Source organism: Liquorilactobacillus mali (assembly GCF_001437155.1).
GTDB lineage: Bacteria > Bacillota > Bacilli > Lactobacillales > Lactobacillaceae > Liquorilactobacillus > Liquorilactobacillus mali_A.
In genome coordinates, this window is record NZ_JQAR01000023.1 from 5,963 (window position 1) to 24,458 (window position 18,496).

Annotated in this window: 13 protein-coding genes; 12 read left to right on the forward strand and 1 reads right to left on the reverse strand. The window is 37.3% G+C overall.

Features of this window, described 5'->3' with window-relative positions:
- On the forward strand, window positions 1-2,678 hold a 2,678-nt coding region (locus IV36_RS09100; RefSeq protein WP_082623744.1), incomplete at its 5' end, for a bacterial Ig-like domain-containing protein.
- Window positions 2,675-2,827, forward strand: coding sequence for an LPXTG cell wall anchor domain-containing protein (locus IV36_RS12605; RefSeq protein ID WP_420864925.1), 153 nt, complete (start codon window positions 2,675-2,677; stop codon window positions 2,825-2,827). The genes IV36_RS09100 and IV36_RS12605, both read left to right, overlap by 4 nt.
- A gap of 143 nt (window positions 2,828-2,970) precedes the next feature.
- Here IV36_RS12605 and IV36_RS12290 read toward each other — a convergent pair whose 3' ends face one another.
- Window positions 2,971-3,135: a hypothetical protein gene (locus IV36_RS12290; RefSeq protein ID WP_169790725.1), complete on the reverse strand. Its 165-nt coding sequence runs from the start codon at window positions 3,133-3,135 to the stop codon at window positions 2,971-2,973.
- 364 nt (window positions 3,136-3,499) lie between these two features.
- Here IV36_RS12290 and IV36_RS09110 point away from each other — a divergent pair, with 364 nt between their 5' ends.
- The 10 genes from IV36_RS09110 (at window position 3,500) to IV36_RS09155 (ending at window position 18,443) form a co-directional block, all read left to right on the forward strand.
- Window positions 3,500-4,132, forward strand: a complete 633-nt coding sequence (locus IV36_RS09110; RefSeq protein ID WP_056991883.1) for a superoxide dismutase — start codon at window positions 3,500-3,502, stop codon at window positions 4,130-4,132.
- Between the two features lie 179 nt (window positions 4,133-4,311).
- A complete protein-coding gene (licT, locus tag IV36_RS09115) occupies window positions 4,312-5,166 on the forward strand; it encodes a BglG family transcription antiterminator LicT (RefSeq protein WP_056991886.1) in 855 nt (284 codons plus the stop codon).
- Between the two features lie 121 nt (window positions 5,167-5,287).
- The gene (locus IV36_RS09120; RefSeq protein WP_056991888.1) at window positions 5,288-7,102 is read left to right on the forward strand and encodes a beta-glucoside-specific PTS transporter subunit IIABC; all 1,815 of its coding nucleotides are present in this window, start codon (window positions 5,288-5,290) and stop codon (window positions 7,100-7,102) included.
- A gap of 29 nt (window positions 7,103-7,131) precedes the next feature.
- Window positions 7,132-8,589, forward strand: a complete 1,458-nt coding sequence (locus IV36_RS09125; protein WP_056991891.1) for a glycoside hydrolase family 1 protein — start codon at window positions 7,132-7,134, stop codon at window positions 8,587-8,589.
- Between the two features lie 416 nt (window positions 8,590-9,005).
- Complete coding sequence (locus IV36_RS09130; protein ID WP_056991892.1) at window positions 9,006-11,036, forward strand: KUP/HAK/KT family potassium transporter; 2,031 nt, start codon at window positions 9,006-9,008, stop codon at window positions 11,034-11,036.
- Between the two features lie 416 nt (window positions 11,037-11,452).
- Entirely contained in the window at window positions 11,453-13,261 is a 1,809-nt protein-coding gene (locus IV36_RS09135) for a sigma-54-dependent Fis family transcriptional regulator (RefSeq protein ID WP_056991894.1), read from the forward strand.
- Between the two features lie 507 nt (window positions 13,262-13,768).
- Entirely contained in the window at window positions 13,769-15,109 is a 1,341-nt protein-coding gene (gene lpdA, locus IV36_RS09140) for a dihydrolipoyl dehydrogenase (protein ID WP_056991896.1), read from the forward strand.
- Between the two features lie 67 nt (window positions 15,110-15,176).
- Window positions 15,177-16,145 carry a thiamine pyrophosphate-dependent dehydrogenase E1 component subunit alpha gene (locus IV36_RS09145; RefSeq protein ID WP_056991898.1) on the forward strand — a complete coding sequence of 323 codons (969 nt, stop codon included), beginning with the start codon at window positions 15,177-15,179 and terminating at the stop codon, window positions 16,143-16,145.
- Window positions 16,146-16,168: 23 nt separating this feature from the next.
- Window positions 16,169-17,200, forward strand: a complete 1,032-nt coding sequence (locus IV36_RS09150; protein WP_056991900.1) for an alpha-ketoacid dehydrogenase subunit beta — start codon at window positions 16,169-16,171, stop codon at window positions 17,198-17,200.
- 13 nt (window positions 17,201-17,213) lie between these two features.
- Window positions 17,214-18,443, forward strand: coding sequence for a dihydrolipoamide acetyltransferase family protein (locus tag IV36_RS09155; protein WP_056991901.1), 1,230 nt, complete (start codon window positions 17,214-17,216; stop codon window positions 18,441-18,443).
- The last annotated feature ends 53 nt before the right edge of the window (window positions 18,444-18,496 follow it).

Sequence of the window (18,496 nt, forward strand, 5' to 3'; positions counted from 1 at the left end):
CAACACCAAGTGATACAACCAACGCAACAACAACTAGCGGCAGTTCAGTGACTAATAGTATTGTGACAAATGAACAATATGATGAGGAATACAGGAATCAATTTCATTATTCGCCATCTGAGAATTGGATGAATGATCCTAATGGTTTGTTTTACGATAGTACTACAGGTTTATACAACTTATATTATCAATATAATCCTGATGGTAATGAGTGGGGGAATATGTCTTGGGGGCATGCAGTAAGTAAAGATATGATTAACTGGACTCAAGAAGATGTTGCAATACCAGTTTTAACTAATCAATCATGGGAAGATTTTACTTATACTAATACCACAGGAAACTTGGCTCAGTATGGAGAAGTTCGTTATGTTGGTATACCTACAACGAATTGGGGAGATTCCAACGGAGAAAAAGACATTTTCAGTGGAAGTATTATTGTTGATACTAATAATGTAAGCGGTTTAGGCAAAGGAGCGATATTGGCCTTTTATACCGCAGATTACCAGATTGCTACAAGAATAAATGACGGTCAAGATGGTGGATGGGGAACTTGGATTGGGTTAACTGAAATCCAAGAACAACATCTTGCATATAGCTTAGATGGTGGAAAAACATTTATTCAATATTCTCCAGATGGAAATTCTGCTAACCCACAAGCTATCATACCAGTTACGGCATCCCAAGGTGGAGATTCGGCCAATTTTAGAGATCCAAATGTTGTATATGATGCTCAAAATAATCAATATTTAATGACAGTAGTATCAGGACAAGAGGCATTGATATATAAGTCTAAGAACTTATTGGATTGGGAATATGCATCTACTATTCAAAGGCAAAGTGATGTTGGTGATGGCGTTTGGGAGTGTCCTGCATTAATTCCAATAACTGTCACTGGTACAAATGAGGTCAAGTGGGTTTTTAGCGTTAGCATTCAGCAGGGGGCTCAAGCAACTGGATCGGGGATGCAATATTATGTAGGAACCGTTGATGCTAATGGAAACTGGATTCCAGAAAGTGAAACTACATTGGCAAATCCAATGACATTTGATTCTGGAGAGGATTTTTATGCAGGAATAACCTTTGCAAATATGGGCAATGATCGTACTGTTATGCTTGGATGGGAATCAAATTGGAGTTATACAGGTGAAGCACAAACTGCACCTTGGTATGGAAATATGACACTTCCCAGAGAATTGACTTTAGTTAAGGATTCAAACTCTACTGACGGATATTTGTTAAAAAATAATGTTATATCTGAAATAGAAAATAACGAAGAAGCTAATGTTATTAGTAATGATGACAATTCATATACGCTTACGGGTGAAGAAAAGAAATTGGTAAATGAGGGTACAACCTATAAAATCAGTGCCACATTTTCCTGGGATACTGAAAATCCGCCCAAAACGATTGGTTTTAAGCTGAGAATGTCGGATGATGGGAAGTATTACATGACTGTTGGTTATGATTTAACAACTCACCTTTTCTTTGTACAACGCTTGAATACAGGCGAATCGAACATGGGAAACCCAAGAGATAAAATGAATGCTTACGTCGATACAAGCAACGGTACTATTACGTTAACAATATATGTTGACGAAACAAGTATTGAAGCATTTGCAAATGACGGGGAGAAATCAATCACTCAAAACTTTTTTATGAGGCCAGAAAATATTGGTAATCAAAATACAACTGGGATTGCATTGTTTTCAGAAGGTGGAAGTGTAAATGTTGAAAATTTAACCTTGAACCCTATTGAAAGTATTTGGAATAACAGTGCAAAAGTTAATGTTAATTACGTAGATGGTGATGGAAACAATCTATTAGATTCAAAACAATATACGGGAAAAATTGGGGATGATTATGATATTACATCGCCAACAATAGATGGTTATTATTTAGTAAAAACTGAAACAGAAAATAAGAATGATAGCGATATATATACTGCACAGGATCAAAATATTACGTATATATATAAAAAGGTCCAAACTTCACTTAACGTAAAGAACAGTACGATAATTGCTGGACCAAAGACAAGCTGGGCTGCAGCAGATAACTTTGTTAATGTGACAGATGCTGAAGGCAAATCATTAGATCTAAAAGATTTAACAGTTAGCGGTAGTGTAGATACAACAAAAGCTGGCAGTTACAAGGTAACATACAGCTATACAGACAGTCTGGGTAATACGGTGACAAAAGATGCAATCATTACGGTTGTGGCAAGTCAGGCAAGCATTAAAGCTAAGGACAGTACGATAACTGTTGGACAAAAGACGAGCTGGAATGCGACAGATAACTTAGTTAGTGCTACAGATACTGAGGGCAAATCATTAGATCTGAAAGACATAACAGTTAGTGGCAGCGTAGATACGACAAAAGCTGGCAGTTACAAGGTAACATACAGCTACACAGACAGTCATGGTAATACAATTTCGAAAACTATAAGTGTAACTGTAAGTGCAGAAGATTCTCAAAAACCTACTGATAATTCAGGATCTATTGATAATGAGAACAATACAAGTTTCAACGATAGTGATACCAATACGATTAACCATGATAATGTAAAAGATAGTTCAAATGAATTTGATAATTTGAGTTTCACTAATAAAAAGCCTGAAAATACAGAGTTAGTAGTAAGGTTAGTACAATTCAAAATTCTAGAACAAAGAAAATACGTCTGAGCACCGTAAATAATAAATTTCAAAACAAATTACCACAGACAGGGGAAAAAGACGAAAGTATAGTAACAGTTTGGGGTTTACTGTTAACCCTTCTAGGCAGTATTGGGGTGATAATTGGTACAAAAAAGAGTAGAAAAAAAGATAACTGATATTTCTCAAACAAAGCAGAACATATTTATCTAGAATAAAAGAAGCTAGGCCAAATTTTGATTTTTGACCTAGCTTCTTTTTTATGTCTCAAATATTTTTTTGAATATCGTTATTTTTAACCACATTAGATTACTTTAAATTGTCAACCATGATGTTTTTCTTGGTCTCTAATACGCTTATCTTTCCGCATACTTCCAGCGAAGAAAGCTAGTGTAACTGCGCCAATGGTAATTATGAACTCAATAGCAGACCAGTGGTAAACAACTGTCAGTCCAACAAGAATAATGTATGAAATCGCCAGCACCATATCTTTAGTACTAAACCATAAAAAAATGGCATTAAAAAGTCACTCCTTTTGTTGTCTCTAAGTATAACATCAATAGCTTCATCTTCATATAAAATAACATTAACTTTTGCACACAAATGAAGCAAACATTTTGTAAAACGATGAGTTTGTCACTAAAAATATGATAAAGAATGGAGCTATTACAACAATTGAAAATATTTTTACAACGAGAATAAATTTAACATTGAAATTTAAGTCAGTGTTTGAGCATAGAAATAGTATGCAAATTTAGGAAAAGCATAGGCATCTTCTTGGAGTTTTATGCCACAGTAGGTTAAAATTAAATAAGAATGAAGACCCTTACAAGCGAAAGGAGATCGATAATATGGCGTATACACTTCCAAATTTACCGTACGATTATAGTGCATTAGAACCTTATATTGATGAGCAAACGATGAGATTGCATTATGGTAAGCATCATCAAACTTACGTCGATAATTTGAACGCAGCTTTGAAAGATCATCCGGAACTGTCTGAACTTCCAATAGAAGAGTTAATGGGGCAATTGGATAAGGTGCCTGAAAGTATTAAAAAGGCCATACGCAATGGTGGCGGTGGGCATGCCAATCATTCACTTTTTTGGAAACTTCTTTCACCGCATTTTGATACCAATCCGGAAGGCCCACTGCGTGAAGCAATCGATAGTAAATTCGGCAGTCTTGAAGAATTCAAACAGCAGTTCACAGAAGCATCCTTAAGTGTCTTTGGTTCAGGTTGGGCATGGCTTGTGAAGGACAAAGCTGGCGAGTTAAAAATTATGACAACGGCAAATCAAGATTCTCCACTTTCTGAGGGGTTAACGCCTGTCTTAGGACTTGACGTTTGGGAACATGCATATTATTTAAAATATCAGAACCGTAGGCCAAAATATGTTGAAGCCTTTTGGCACATTGTAAACTGGCAAGAAGCTGCGGGCCGCTTTGGTAGTGAGCTAGCAGGAATCGGTTCAGGAAGTTAAATAAAGCACTTGCAAAAGTTATTAAAAAGTAGTAATATTCTAGTTGTTGAAGGATTGTTACCGCTATCATGTAGCGGGCAAAACCTGTCGCAAATTGAGTGTATGGACTAGTAATAGTTTATAGCACGGTTTGTGTACAGGTTTTTTTACATCATATCTGAGAAATCTGGGGAGAATCTATGAAGGTCAAACAGGTTTTTAATAACAATGTTCTTTTAGCAAATCTGGGCAATCAAGAAGTGGTATTAGTTGGTCGTGGAATAGGATTTAAGCAGAAACCGGGCATGACTGTTGAAAAAAATAAGGTTAGCCAGGTATTTGCACCAACTGATGATAAATGGTTCACATTGTTTCATGATTTGATTCAAAATATTTCGCCAGAATACCTTGAATTATCGGCTCGAATAATCCAGCAGGCGGGTGAGATGCTTCATGCAAAATTCAATGATTATTTATTAATATCGCTGACAGACCATCTTGATTTTGCAGTCACTAGATATAAGCAGGGTATTCAGATCCATAATGAGATTTTATGGGAAATAAAAAATTATTATCCTAATGAGTATCAGGCCGCTATTGCGGCACTTGAAACTGTTAATCAGCAAATAGGAATAAAGCTGCCAGAAGATGAAGCTGGTTTCATTGCAATAAAATTGCTTGAGAGCAGCGTTGACCATCCTCAAAGCGGGGATACGGTTAAAATGACAAAGCTAATAGGAGATATCGTTCAAATAGTTCAGTATCAATTACAGATAAAACTTGATCCAGATACGATGAGCTATCGACGTTTTTTAGTCCACCTGAGGTTTTTGGCTGAACGTATTTTGCAAAAGAAGATTAACGATTCTGGAAGTGATGATGATTTTTTATTTCAGCATTTGGTTAAAAAATATCCAACATCGTTTGAATGTACTAGAAAAGTAGCAGCTTTTATCAGCGGACACCTACAAATTGATCTTTCAGTAAACGAGCAAATTTATCTAACAATGCATGTACAGCGTATCTTAGATGATCTTAATAAGAAAATCGAATAAGTGGGATTGTAACTATTAAATTAGGCAAAACCCAAGTCAATATGAGGCTCAGACTTTTTTAGTCTGAATCTGATATTGACTTGGGTTTTTGTTTTAAAAATAACTTTAGGGGTGAAATAACATGGATTATGAAAAATTAGCAGCAGATATTGTAAAAGATATCGGAGGAAAAGATAATATCAGTACTGCATGGCACTGTGCAACGCGTCTTAGATTTAAGCTGAAGGATGAAGCGAAGGCTAATACGCAAAAAATTGAGAATTTAGATGGTGTAATCACAGTTGTTCAATCTGCTGGTCAATATCAAATTGTTGTTGGAAATGCTGTGGCAAACGTTTTTAATGCTTTGGCCAAACAAACTGGTTTGGAAAATGAAGAACAGGGTGCTCAACAGCAAGAAAAGGAAAAAAATATCGTTAATCGCTTTATAGCATTTATTTCGGGGACTTTTACTCCATTTTTGGGTGCTTTGGCAGGAGCCGGAATTTTAAAAGGGTTACTTGCACTGTTTGTAGCGTTGAACTGGATGAGTACCACAAGTGGAACTTATGAAATCTTGTATGCTGCTGGTGATGCGTTATTCAACTTTTTACCGATTTTTCTTGCGTTCACGGCCTCTAAGCGGTTGAATGTTAATCAATTTGTAGCGGTTGCTTTAGCTGCTGCACTAATGTATCCAACGCTTGTCGCGGCTGCTGACAAAACACAAACTCTTCATTTCATGGGTATACCGGTTGTCCCAACCACATATACATCGTCAGTTATCCCAATTCTTTTAGCTGTTTGGGTTCTGTCTTTTATCGAACCAGTATTGAATAAAATTTTCCCTGAAGCAATTAGGAATATTTTTACGCCATTATTTTCATTGACAATTATGGTTCCATTAACAATGATTGTTGTTGGACCGCTTGGGTCGTCTGTCGGAAATGTTTTATCGACATTAGTTTCATCAGTTTATAATTTTGCACCGGCCTTAGCTGGGGCAATCATGGGTGCTTTCTGGCAAGTATTTGTCATTTTCGGGGTACATTGGACTTTTGTCCCAGTGATGATGAACAATCTTAGTAAAATGGGTTATGATCCGCTGTTGCCAATTTTATGTGCCGCTGTTATTTCTCAGGCAGGTGCCGCTTTAGGAATCTTTTTGAAAACGAAGAACAAAAAACAAAAGGCTTTAGCTGGTTCAGGAGTCATCACTGGAGTCTTTGGAATCACTGAACCAATCATTTACGGTTTGACCTTAAAGCTGAAACGACCATTTATTTGCGCAGTTGTTGCTGGCGGCATCGGTGGGGCAATTATCGGTGGCTTCCAGGTTAGGGCTAGCTCCTTTACGCTTCCTAGCTTATTGGCTATTCCAACATATGTTGGTAAGGGATTTGTTGGTTCTTTGATTGGAATTGCAGTATCATTTGTTTTAGGTGCGGTTCTAACATATTTATTTGGGATGGGCAAAGCAGATACAGAGGAAAATGACCAAATCTTAGATAAATTATTTGCACCAGTAGAGGGTACGATTATTCCATTGACAAGTGTTAAGGATGAGGTTTTTGCATCGGAAGCTATGGGTAAAGGAATAGCAATTGTTCCAACAAATGATAAGATTATTTCACCTGTCAGCGGGACAATAAGTGCTGTTTATCCAACTGGACATGCAATTGGAATTATTTCAGATCAAGGCGCGGAAATATTGATCCATATCGGGATAGATACAGTAAAGTTAAATGGAAAATATTTTGAAACAAAAGTTAAGCAAGGTCAGCATGTCAAACAAGGAGAAGAACTGATTGTGTTTGATTCTGAAAAAATTAAGGCAGCTGGATATGACAACACAGTTATGATGATTGTCACGAATACTAAACAATACGAAGTGGAGGCCACCAAAGATACAGAAGCAGATCAAAATATGGTTCTAACATTACAGTTGACAAAATAAAACGTTTTTTGACGAGAGGAGATATTAACATGTATAAGGCAGGTTTTCCAAAAAAATTTCCAAAAGATTTTTTATGGGGTGGCGCGACTGCTGCTAATCAAATCGAAGGGGCTTGGAATGTTGACGGGAAAGGCCTAACAACCGCAGAAGTTGTAAGAAAAGCGGATGATCGGAAAAAAATGTCTATGAATATAGTTGACACTGAATCAATTAAAGAGGCCGTCAATGATATGACAACGGCTAATTATCCGAAGCGTCGTGGAATTGATTTCTATCATCACTATAAAGAGGACATCAAACTTTTTGCGGAAATGGGATTTAAAGTGTTTCGTTTTTCAATTGCATGGGCACGTATTTTTCCAAAAGGCAACGAGCAGCAGGCAAATGAAAAAGGATTAGAGTTTTATGACCGTGTTTTAGATGAATTGGAAAAATATGGTATTGAACCATTAATTACACTCTCGCATTATGAGATGCCACTTGCACTTACACAGAAACAAAATGGTTGGCTGGATCGCAAAACGATTGCAGATTTCACCCACTATACTGAAATTGTTTTTAAACGTTATCGTGGTCGTGTTCGTTATTGGCTGACTTTTAACGAAATTAACACAGGAACTTGGGGTTTTCATGAAACGGGCGTTGTTGATAGTCATTTAAAGAAACAAGAGCAGGAGAACATTCGTTACCAGGCACTTCATCATCAGTTAGTGGCTAGCGCGATAGCTACTAAACAACTGCATGAAATTGATCCAGAGGCAAAAATGGGTTGTATGCTAGCAAGAATGCAAACATATCCAGCAACATGTAGACCAGAAGATGTTCGTGCAGCACAGCTAGAAGACCAGAAAAATTTATTTTTTACTGATGTGCAGGCACGCGGTGAGTATCCAGAGTTCATGAACAGATATTTTTCCGAAAATGGAATTCAGATAAAAATGTCTGCTAATGATCAGAAAGTTCTTGCGGAATCACCAGTTGATTTTGTGAGCTTCAGTTATTATATGACAACTGTTACCAGTGCTGATGCTGGAGAAGAAGTTAATGGTAATATGGCAACAGGCGGACGTAACAAGTATCTTGAAGAGTCCGACTGGGGCTGGCAAATTGATCCTATTGGCTTGCGCATTACTTTGAATGAGATGTGGGATCGCTATCGGAAACCGTTATTTATCGTTGAAAATGGTCTGGGTGCTTTAGATAAACTTGAAGCCGGAGAAGTCCATGATAATTATCGGATTGACTATTTGAGAAAGCACATAGAGCAAATGAAGCAGGCTGTCGGAGATGGTGTTCAACTTATGGGTTATACGATGTGGGGACCAATTGATCTCATCAGTTTTTCGACTTCAGAAATGTCCAAACGATATGGATTTATCTATGTTGATCAGGATGATGAAGGCAACGGGTCATTGAAACGTATTAAAAAAGATTCTTTTTACTGGTATAAGAAAGTTATTTTTTCGAATGGAGAAGACCTAGATTGAAAATAAAAAAGAAGGGAATATGACATAAGTCGGTAAAATTTGAGTACTAACAAGAAATTACGAACATAGCGAGTAATTTGCTATGAGTAATTCGTGGTTAGACGTAAAATTTTGACTTATGGACCACGTTTATCCGTAATAAAAAGAAGGAGCTAGGCTAAAATTTCACTTTTGGCCCAGCTCCTTCTTTTTAGTATAGAGTTCTTACTATGAATTATCTGATATATTTTGTGGATATTCCGTAGCCTTTAAAATAGTGCAGGTATTCTCCTATTTTCTTAGTACAGTCACTAATTCAGATATCTAATGAATTATTTTATAATGCACAACAAATTTCATAATCTTGGTATTTTTATGCTAGAATGGTGGCTAGTTTGAAGCATTATATTAGATTTCTGTGTTAGAGGAGATTGAGGATGAATAAACAACTTGAGAAAATTTCATTTATGGGAATGCTTGTCACTTTAGGTATCGTATATGGAGACATCGGGACCTCGCCATTATATGTTATGAATGCATTAATAAGTGACGCTGGTAAGATGAAAAACATTTCATCAGAATATGTGATTGGTTCAATTTCATTAATTTTTTGGACATTGATGATCATAACAACATTTAAGTACATTATTGTTGCAATGCAGGCTGACAATAATCACGAGGGTGGAATATTTTCACTTTATGCATTAGTTAGGAAAAAAGCAAAATGGTTAATTTACCCAGCATTAATTGGGGGTGCCGCAATCTTGGCTGATGGAACTCTCACGCCGGCAGTTACTGTAACTTCCGCTATTGAAGGTTTGAAGAATCAGCGGCTTGGGCCAATTTTATTTAGTAATAACCAATATGATGTTTTATTTATTACATCATTTGTTTTAATAGTGCTTTTCTTTATTCAGCGCTTTGGAACAGGAACGATTGGAAAATTATTTGGTCCTATAATGGCACTATGGTTTTTATTTTTAGCTATTTGGGGTGTTGTTAATTTATTACAATACCCATCAATTTTAAGGGCTTTATCACCTTATTATGCAATAAAAATATTATTTAGTCCTGCAAACAAGGTAGGTATCTTCATTCTGGGTAGCATCTTTTTAGCAACTACTGGTGCAGAAGCATTATATTCCGATATGGGACACGTAGGGAAAAAGAATATCTATGCTACATGGCCGCTAGTTTATTTGTCATTATTTTTAAATTATTTGGGTCAAGGAGCCTGGATGATTACCCACGCCAATGAGGCTGCTTACCGAAATTTATCGAATATTAATCCTTTTTATGAAATACTTCCTGGCCAATGGCGTTTACTTGGTATTGTAATTGCAACATTTGCTGCAATTATTGCTTCGCAAGCTCTGATTACAGGATCATACACTTTGGTTAATGAGGCAATAGGACTCAAATTTTTACCGAGATTAATAATAAGACATCCAAGCAATATAAAAAATCAAATCTATATTGCGAGTGTCAACTGGTTATTATGTGTAGTGACCCTCGGAATTGTTTGGTATTTTGGACAATCGCAAAAGATGGAGGCAGCATATGGATTAGCCATCACAATTACAATGCTTATGACAACTATCTTGTTATATCAATTTTTGAAAGACAAATTAAGTAAAATTATTGCAAGTATGGTTTCACTTTTTTTTGGTACGATTGAAATAATATTTTTTATTGCGAGTCTTGTTAAAATAATTCACGGTGGATACGTTACATTACTAATTATGGCAAGTATTTTGTATGTAATGTGGATATGGTACTTTGGAAACAAACGACGTGAACATTATGAACATGAAAGTGAGTATGTTTCCCTTTTGGATTATCGCGAGCAACTTCAAAAGTTAAGTAAAGATGAAAATGTTCCATTGTTTACAACTAACTTAGTTTATATGACAAAAGTAAAAAAAGATTATGAAATTAAAAGAAGTACTATGTATTCAATATTAGATCAAGAACCCAAGCGAGCTAAGGTTTATTGGTTTGTAACTGTTAATGAAACTGATAATCCTTATGAAAGTAATTATACGATTGATATGGTGGAAACAAAAAACATTGTAAATGTACAGATGTTCCTAGGATTTAGGAAAGCCCAAACAATAAGTGTCTATCTTCACCAAATTGTTGATCACTTGGTCAGCCAAGGAATTCTGGAACCACAAGTTCCCGTATATTCTACCCAGAAAAATCGTAAAGTGGGGGATTTTAAGTTTGTTATTATTAATGAACAACCATCTGATTTAATGTTAAATAATCAAATTAGTACTCTTGATCGTCATTTGATTAGTGGAAGAATTTATCTTCAGAGGATTACTACCTCCCCAATCTTATGGTATGGTCTTGAATTTAGTAATGTTGTTGAAGAAAGTTCACCACTGTTTATTATAAGAGAAAAAGATCAATATTTGGTGCAAAGAAAAATTTATTACAATATGACTAATTCTAAAAAATAAGTAAAAAAAGTTATGAATTAAAGACATAAAAAAGTGGGTGATGAAGCTAAAAGAAATATTGGCTAATTATTTAAAAAAGAATATCTTCCCCCCGCTTAACACGGATTTACAGTTACATTTTTGTTGCTTATGACCTGGATGACAAGTTAAATATTGTGAGCATAAGTAAAAAATTTTAATAATAAAAACCATGTTCTTATTTAATGAGAGCATGGTTTTTTGTGCGAATTATTTTGGTAATAATCTTGTCTTTCTAAATTTGATTTGATACTTCAAGTAATAAAATACTTTGGTTCTGAGTCAGCATAAAGTAACGTGAGTTTAATCAACCAAATAACCGAAAAAGTAGTAATAAAAGCGTTTTCATATATAATATAGGTGGGAACCTTTTTTTATTTCGAATAGGGGGTGAGCATATGCAGAACCAACAGTTGTGGGAAAATTTTATTGCAGGAAATAAGTTGGCCGCCGACACATTGGATACTAAGATTGCTGATTCATGGAAATCTTGTTTGCGAGCAGAGATTGATCCATACCTTATTAAGCCACAAAAAATTCTCTCGGCGGCGGAGCTGTTTAATAAACAACAGCAATACAGCAAACTGATTGAAGTAGTTAGGGAACAGATCAAAATGTTCGAGACAAACTTTATTTTAGAGAAGCCAGTCTTTATTTTGACTGATGGAACAGGAAATATTTTATGGCGCGATGGTAATTTGCAAGCACAAGAGAATGCAAACGAGTTCTATTTCAGAGAAGGAACAATGTGGACAGAGCTTAACGTTGGAACAAACGCAATTGGTATTGCTATACGGACTAAACAAGATGAACACGTTACTTCGGAAGAACACTATGCTTTTGCATCAAGACAATGGAGCTGCTCGGCTTCACCCATTCTAGATGAAGAAGGTGACGTTTTAGGTATCTTAGATATTTCAACATTGCACAATGATTCAGCCAAGGATGCCTTATTTTGGCTCACAATGCTGACCCAACGGATATCAAATACTTTGATTCGCGAAGAACTTGAACGGCGGAAAGAATTATTACAATACTGCATATTACACCAGCCTAATGAGCTTTTGTGCGATACGCATTTTAAGCTTGTAAGCATACCTGAAAAAGACAGTGAACGGTATGAACTGGGAAATGATATCCATAATTATATTGATGCAAAAACAATCTATAAAAGTGAGAAGATTTACCTTAAAAATAAACTAATTGGTTACAAGATGCATATTTTTACTAAATCATCGCAGCCAAATAAGTTCTATTATCCCGGTGTGCCAACTACTAACAAGGCCTATAGTCAGTTCTTAAAACGCGTTTTGAAACTAGCGAGCAGTAATTTACCAATTCACCTTTTTGGAGAGTCTGGCACGGGAAAAGAAGTACTAGCACGAACAATTCACTATAATAGCGCAGTTGGAGGTGGCCCGTTAATAGCGCTCAACTGTGGAGCCTTAAACCAGGATTTGCTTGAAAGTGAGCTCTTTGGATATGCTCCTGGAGCTTTCACTGGTTCTAACGTTAAGGGCCAGAAGGGAAAAATTGAGCAGGCAGATGGTGGAACGTTATTTTTAGATGAAATCGAAAGTATGTCTATGAGAATGCAGACAGCCTTATTGCGTGTTATTGAGGAGAAGAGCATTATGCCGATTAATGGAGAGCCGCGTAAAGTTTCTTTTCGATTAATAACGGCCAGTAATCTTGATTTACGAACCTTGGTTCAGCAAAAGAAGTTTCGTGAAGATCTCTTTTATCGAATCTACGTTTGTCCAGTTCAAATTCCGCCTTTACGTGAGCGAATGGAAGATATCAGACAGCTAATTGTGGCCTTTTGCAAGAAAAAGAAATGGCATATGAACTGGCAGGACAAGTTGTATAGTATTAGCTGTACTTATTCATGGGATGGAAATATCCGAGAGTTTAACAACTTTTTGGAACGATTATATCTTTTTTACGAATTACAACAGCCAACGGATACACAGATCAGACAGCTGATAGAAGAGGGAACTTTAGCTCCTGATGTTCAAAAGAAAACAGCGACTGCTTTTTTAGGTTCTACAAAGCACAAGCTGTCATCCAAGAGTAAGGCCAAGGAAGCAGAAAAACTGCAGGAAGTGTTGGAGCAGAATCATTACCATATTAGTAAAACAGCAGATGAATTGTGTATTTCACGAACGACTTTGTACCGTAAGATGAAAAAATATGGATTAAAATAGTGACTAAGGTAATAGTTACAAATTGTTTCATTTATAACACTATGTACAGAATATAAATGCAACAATCATTGGTAATAATAATTGAGAATAATGCAAGTATGGATAACTATACATTTTTTAATAAATTGTTTGTGCTCAAATTTTGAAAAAGAGGCTAGATCAAAAAAATTTTTGTTCTAGCCCCTTTTTTGACTCCGAATAAAAGTATCTCATAATGCAAAATTTTTCAATTAAAACTAAAACATTTATGCCAAAAGATACACTATGTTCGTAATTAAGGAGTAGTACTCAAATATTATTGTCATTTGTGACATTTTTTCTTGATAAAATGCGGGCAACCATATTTGCATTGATCAAAACTCAGATAAAAAGATAACACTAATTAATAGTATTAATAATAATTTAATTATTTGATGTGTAAACTGATTATACGAAAATTATTGGCATGGAATTTGCTTACAAATAAGTGAGAGGGTAAGAAAACTTTTACAAGGGGGGAAGCACTTTATGACAAGTTATGATGTTGCAGTTGTTGGAGCAGGCCCGGGCGGTTACATTGCAGCGATACATGCTGCTCAATTGGGTAAAAAAGTAGTGGTAATTGAGAAAAAAGATATCGGTGGTATTTGTTTAAATGCTGGCTGTATCCCATCCAAGAGTTACTTAAAACACAGTCATTGGGCACTGGCTGCTAAAGAGGCCAGCCAGTTTGGGATTGCAATGGAAATAAAAGATGTTGATTTTCCTAGACTGGTTAAGCGGAAGGATCGTGTAGTTGCAACCCTGCAAGATGGGATTAGACAGTTGTTCAAGTCAAATAAAATCACATATATTGAGGGTGAGGCTTCATTAACTAAGGAAAGGCAGCTAAGTGTTGCTGGTAAAACAATCATTGCGAAAGATATTCTTTTAGCAATGGGGGGACATCCGTTCATTCCACCAATTAATGGGATTGATAAAGTTAAGTATCTAACTACTGATACATTTTTCAAAATGACTGATCTTCCGCAAAAATTGGTCATTATTGGCGGTGGGATTATTGCTGTTGAGCTTGCGTTTGCAATGCAGCCGTTGGGCGTTGATGTTACTCTGCTTGAGGTAGCGCCTGATATTTTGCTGACTGAGGACGAAGAAGCACGGAAAATCATCAAACAAAAATTACAGAGTATGGGAATTGTTGTTAAGTCAGGTGTCAAGATCAAGCAAGTTACTCCTAAGCAGGTTCAGTTGACCGATAGTACTTACGAGTTTAATCAGTTGTTGGTCGCAACTGGTCGCAGAGCTAACCTTGAGTTGGCTAAGAAGGCTGGAATTACATTAGACGAGGGACAGCGCTTTGTCAAAGTCGATCAGCATTACCAAACAAGTCTTCCACACGTTTATGCAATTGGCGATTTGATTGGCGGATATCAATTGGCACATGCAGCCAGTGCGGAGGGCATCAGCGCGGTGGATACTATTTGTGGTGAGAAACAAGCCCCAGTAGCACAACGTTACATTCCGCGATGCTTGTATACAGATCCTGAAGTTGCAAGTTTTGGATTAAGTGAGACACAGGCTGCGGAAAAAGGTTTTGAAGTTGTTGTTAAGAGTGCGCCGTATACCAGCAATGGGAAAGCAATTGCTGGTGAGGAAGCAACCGGTTTTGTGAAAATCATCAGTGAAAAGAAATATCATGAAATTCTTGGTGCAGTTATCGTTGGCAGTAATGCCACTGAAATGATTCATACTATTTTAGCTGTCAGCAAGTCAGAAGGAACAGTTGACGAATTGGATGATGTTATTTTTGCACATCCAACCCTATCAGAATTAACAGGTGAAGTTGCTCATATGTTGGAAAATAGTTAAGAAAAGAGGGTTAGACCAAAAGCTTAAGCAAAGTTGATTTTACTAATGACATGAGGAGGCAATAAAAATGGAGAAATTATCAAAGGAACGTGCTGAATGGATCTATAAGAAAATGAACGATATTCGTAACTTTGAAGATGAAGTGCATCAAATTTTTTCAACAGGCTCTATTCCAGGTTTCGTTCATCTGTATGCAGGTGAGGAAGCAATCGCAACTGGAGTCTGTGCACATCTGACAGATAAGGACTACATTACCAGTACTCACCGTGGGCATGGGCACTGCATCGCAAAGGGCTGCGATTTAGATAAAATGATGGCCGAAATCTACGGAAAAGAAACGGGTCTTTGTAAAGGCAAGGGCGGCTCAATGCATATTGCTGATATTGATAAGGGAATGTTAGGTGCCAACGGAATGGTTGGCGGTGGTTTCCCAATTGCAATCGGGGCAGCCTTGCGCAACAAATATTTAAAGACGGATGATGTTGCAGTCTGCTTCTTCGGTGATGGAGCTGCTAACGAGGGTACTTTCCATGAGAGTATTAATATGGCATCTATCTGGAAACTGCCAGTTGTATTTGTAAATGAGAATAATTCCTATGGTGAGACTACTCCGCAAAAATATGCATCAGGTTCTAAACGGATTGCTGATCGCGCATCAGCTTATGGTATTCCAGGTGAAACAATTGATGGTAAGGACTTAATGGCCGTATACGAGGCAGCGGGCAAGGCCATTGATCGTGCGCGTAAAGGTGAAGGACCAACATTGATTGAATGTATAACTTATCGTAATTATGGACACTTCGAAGGTGATGAGCAAAAGTATAAGGCTAAGGAAGGGCAAGAAAAAGATTTGGCAGACCGCGATAGTATTCCAGAATTTCGGGAATATGCAGTTGCTGAAAAATTATTGAGTGCCGAAAAGGCAGATCAAATTGAACAGACTTCAGTTGAAGATATTGAACATGCCATCAAATTTGCCGAGGAGAGTCCTATCCCAAAACCGGAATCCCTGTATGAAAATGTTTTTGTTGATTAAACGGATAGAAAGGAGAATGCAGTATGGCTAGACGAATAACATTTATGAAAGCAATCAATGAAGGCCTGGATATGGCGATGGAAAAGGACGAGCGGGTTATCCTTTTGGGTGAGGATATTGCCGGTGGAGCTAAAGTTGATCATTTAGCGAAGCAAAATGAAGATGCCTGGGGTGGCGTTTTTGGTGTAACCAAGGGACTCATGCCTAAATATGGACGTGAACGTGTGATTGACACCCCAATTTCTGAAATGGGATATATGGGAGCTTCGGTTGGAGCTGCAGCAACAGGTTTACGTCCTGTGCCAGAACTGATGTTTAATGATTTTATCGGCTTCTGTTTGGATACTATTTTGGCACAGGGTTCCAAGATGCGCTACATGTTTGGCGGTAAAGCTAAGATTCCAATGACAATCCGGACCTGTCACGGTGCAGGTGCGAGTGCAGCTGCACAACATTCAGGTTCTTATTATGGAATATTGGCTTCAATTCCAGGAATCAAGGTGGTCGTTCCTTCTAATCCGTATGATGCAAAGGGCTTACTGATAGCTGCGATTGAGGACGATAATGTGGTTGTTTTTTCAGAAGATAAGACACTTTATGGTCTCAAGGATGAGGTCCCAGAGGAATATTATAAGGTTGAAATTGGTAAAGCAAAAATTAAACGTGAAGGCACTGACCTGACGATTGTAACGATTGGAAAAATGCTTTATGTTGCTTTAGAAGTTGCAGAACGATTGGCAAAAGACGGAATTGAAGCCGAAGTGATTGACCTTATTACGGTTGCACCTTGGGACCAAGAAACTGTTATTAATTCGGTTAAGAAAACAGGACGCTTAATAATAATCGATGAGGCTAATCCACACAACAATACCGCAACAGACATTGCTTCAGTTGTTGGCGACCAGGCATTTGATTATTTAGATGGACCAATCAAAAAAGTTTGTGCACCAAATACACCGGTACCATTTGCAACTAACCTAGAACAATTGTATTTACCTAATGCAGATCGGGTAATTGAAACAGCAGCGGAATTGATTGACGACTTGAAGAAATAAAGGGGGTGTTAGCATGGCAACAGAGATCATAATGCCAAAACTTGGTCTGACTATGACAGAGGGAACAGTCTATGAATGGGTCAAAAATGAAGGTGATGAAGTCAAAAAAGGCGATATTGTTGCAGCAATCAATTCTGAAAAACTGACTGCCAATGTTGATGCTCCTGTTGATGGAATTCTAATTAAAATATTGGTGCATGAAGGTGAAGATGCCAAGTGTAAGGATCCAATCGGATATATCGGAGCCGCTGGGGAAAAAGTTGGTGAAGGTGGAGCAGTGGAACAAGTACCAGTAGAATCAAAAGAAGAGGTTGATAATGCAGAACAATTTGAAGAAGCACAGGCTAAACAGTCAATACTAGCAAAACAAGGCAATAGTGATAAAGAACGTGTCTTCGTCACACCTTTGGCACGTAAAATAGCTGCAGAAAAAGGCCTTGACTACCATCAAATCATAGGAACTGGGGGCAATGGACGAGTAACCAGACGTGATGTTGAAAACTATGTTCCGACAGCACGTCCAGTCGAGACAAGTTCCGTTGCATCCGCAAAAGCCGGCGCTGGTTTAACAGGGATGCGCCAAGTAATCGCCCAGCGGATGATGAGTAGTCTGCGGAATACAGCACAGGTTACCCTGCAACTTAAGGCTGATATTACGAAGCTAATGTCTTTCAGAAAAGAATTGAAACAGAAGGTAAATCAGCCTTTAGTTGATGGACAGTTAAGCTTGACAACGCTTGTAACCAAAGCCGCTATTTTGGCACTTAAGGACACGCCAGAAATGAATGCATGGTATCATGATGGTTTATATGAAAAAGTTACAGATGTTAATATCGGAATGGCTGTTGCCGTTGATAATGGGTTGGTAGTTCCGGTAGTTAAATCTGCGGATTCAATGACATTGACAGAATTGGGCAGGTCCTTGAATTCAGTAATAACTGATGCACGTGAGGGTACATTAGAAAGTAGTGCATACAGTGGTGGTACGTTTACAATTAGTAATTTAGGCAAGAGCGGAGTTGAGTATTTTACACCAGTTATTAATCAACCTGAGATTGGAATCCTAGGAGTGGGTACATTGCTGAAAGAACTTGCTCTCAATGATGATGGTAAGGCAATTCAGCTGCTTAAATTGCCACTAAGCCTAACTTTTGATCATCAGATAATCGATGGGGCACCTGCAGCAGACTTTTTGGCAGAAATAGTTTCATATCTAGAAGATCCATATATGTTGGTACTGTAATTAAAATGAGAAGGTCAAACGTATTGTGTTTTAGTTTTATGTTTTAGTTTTAA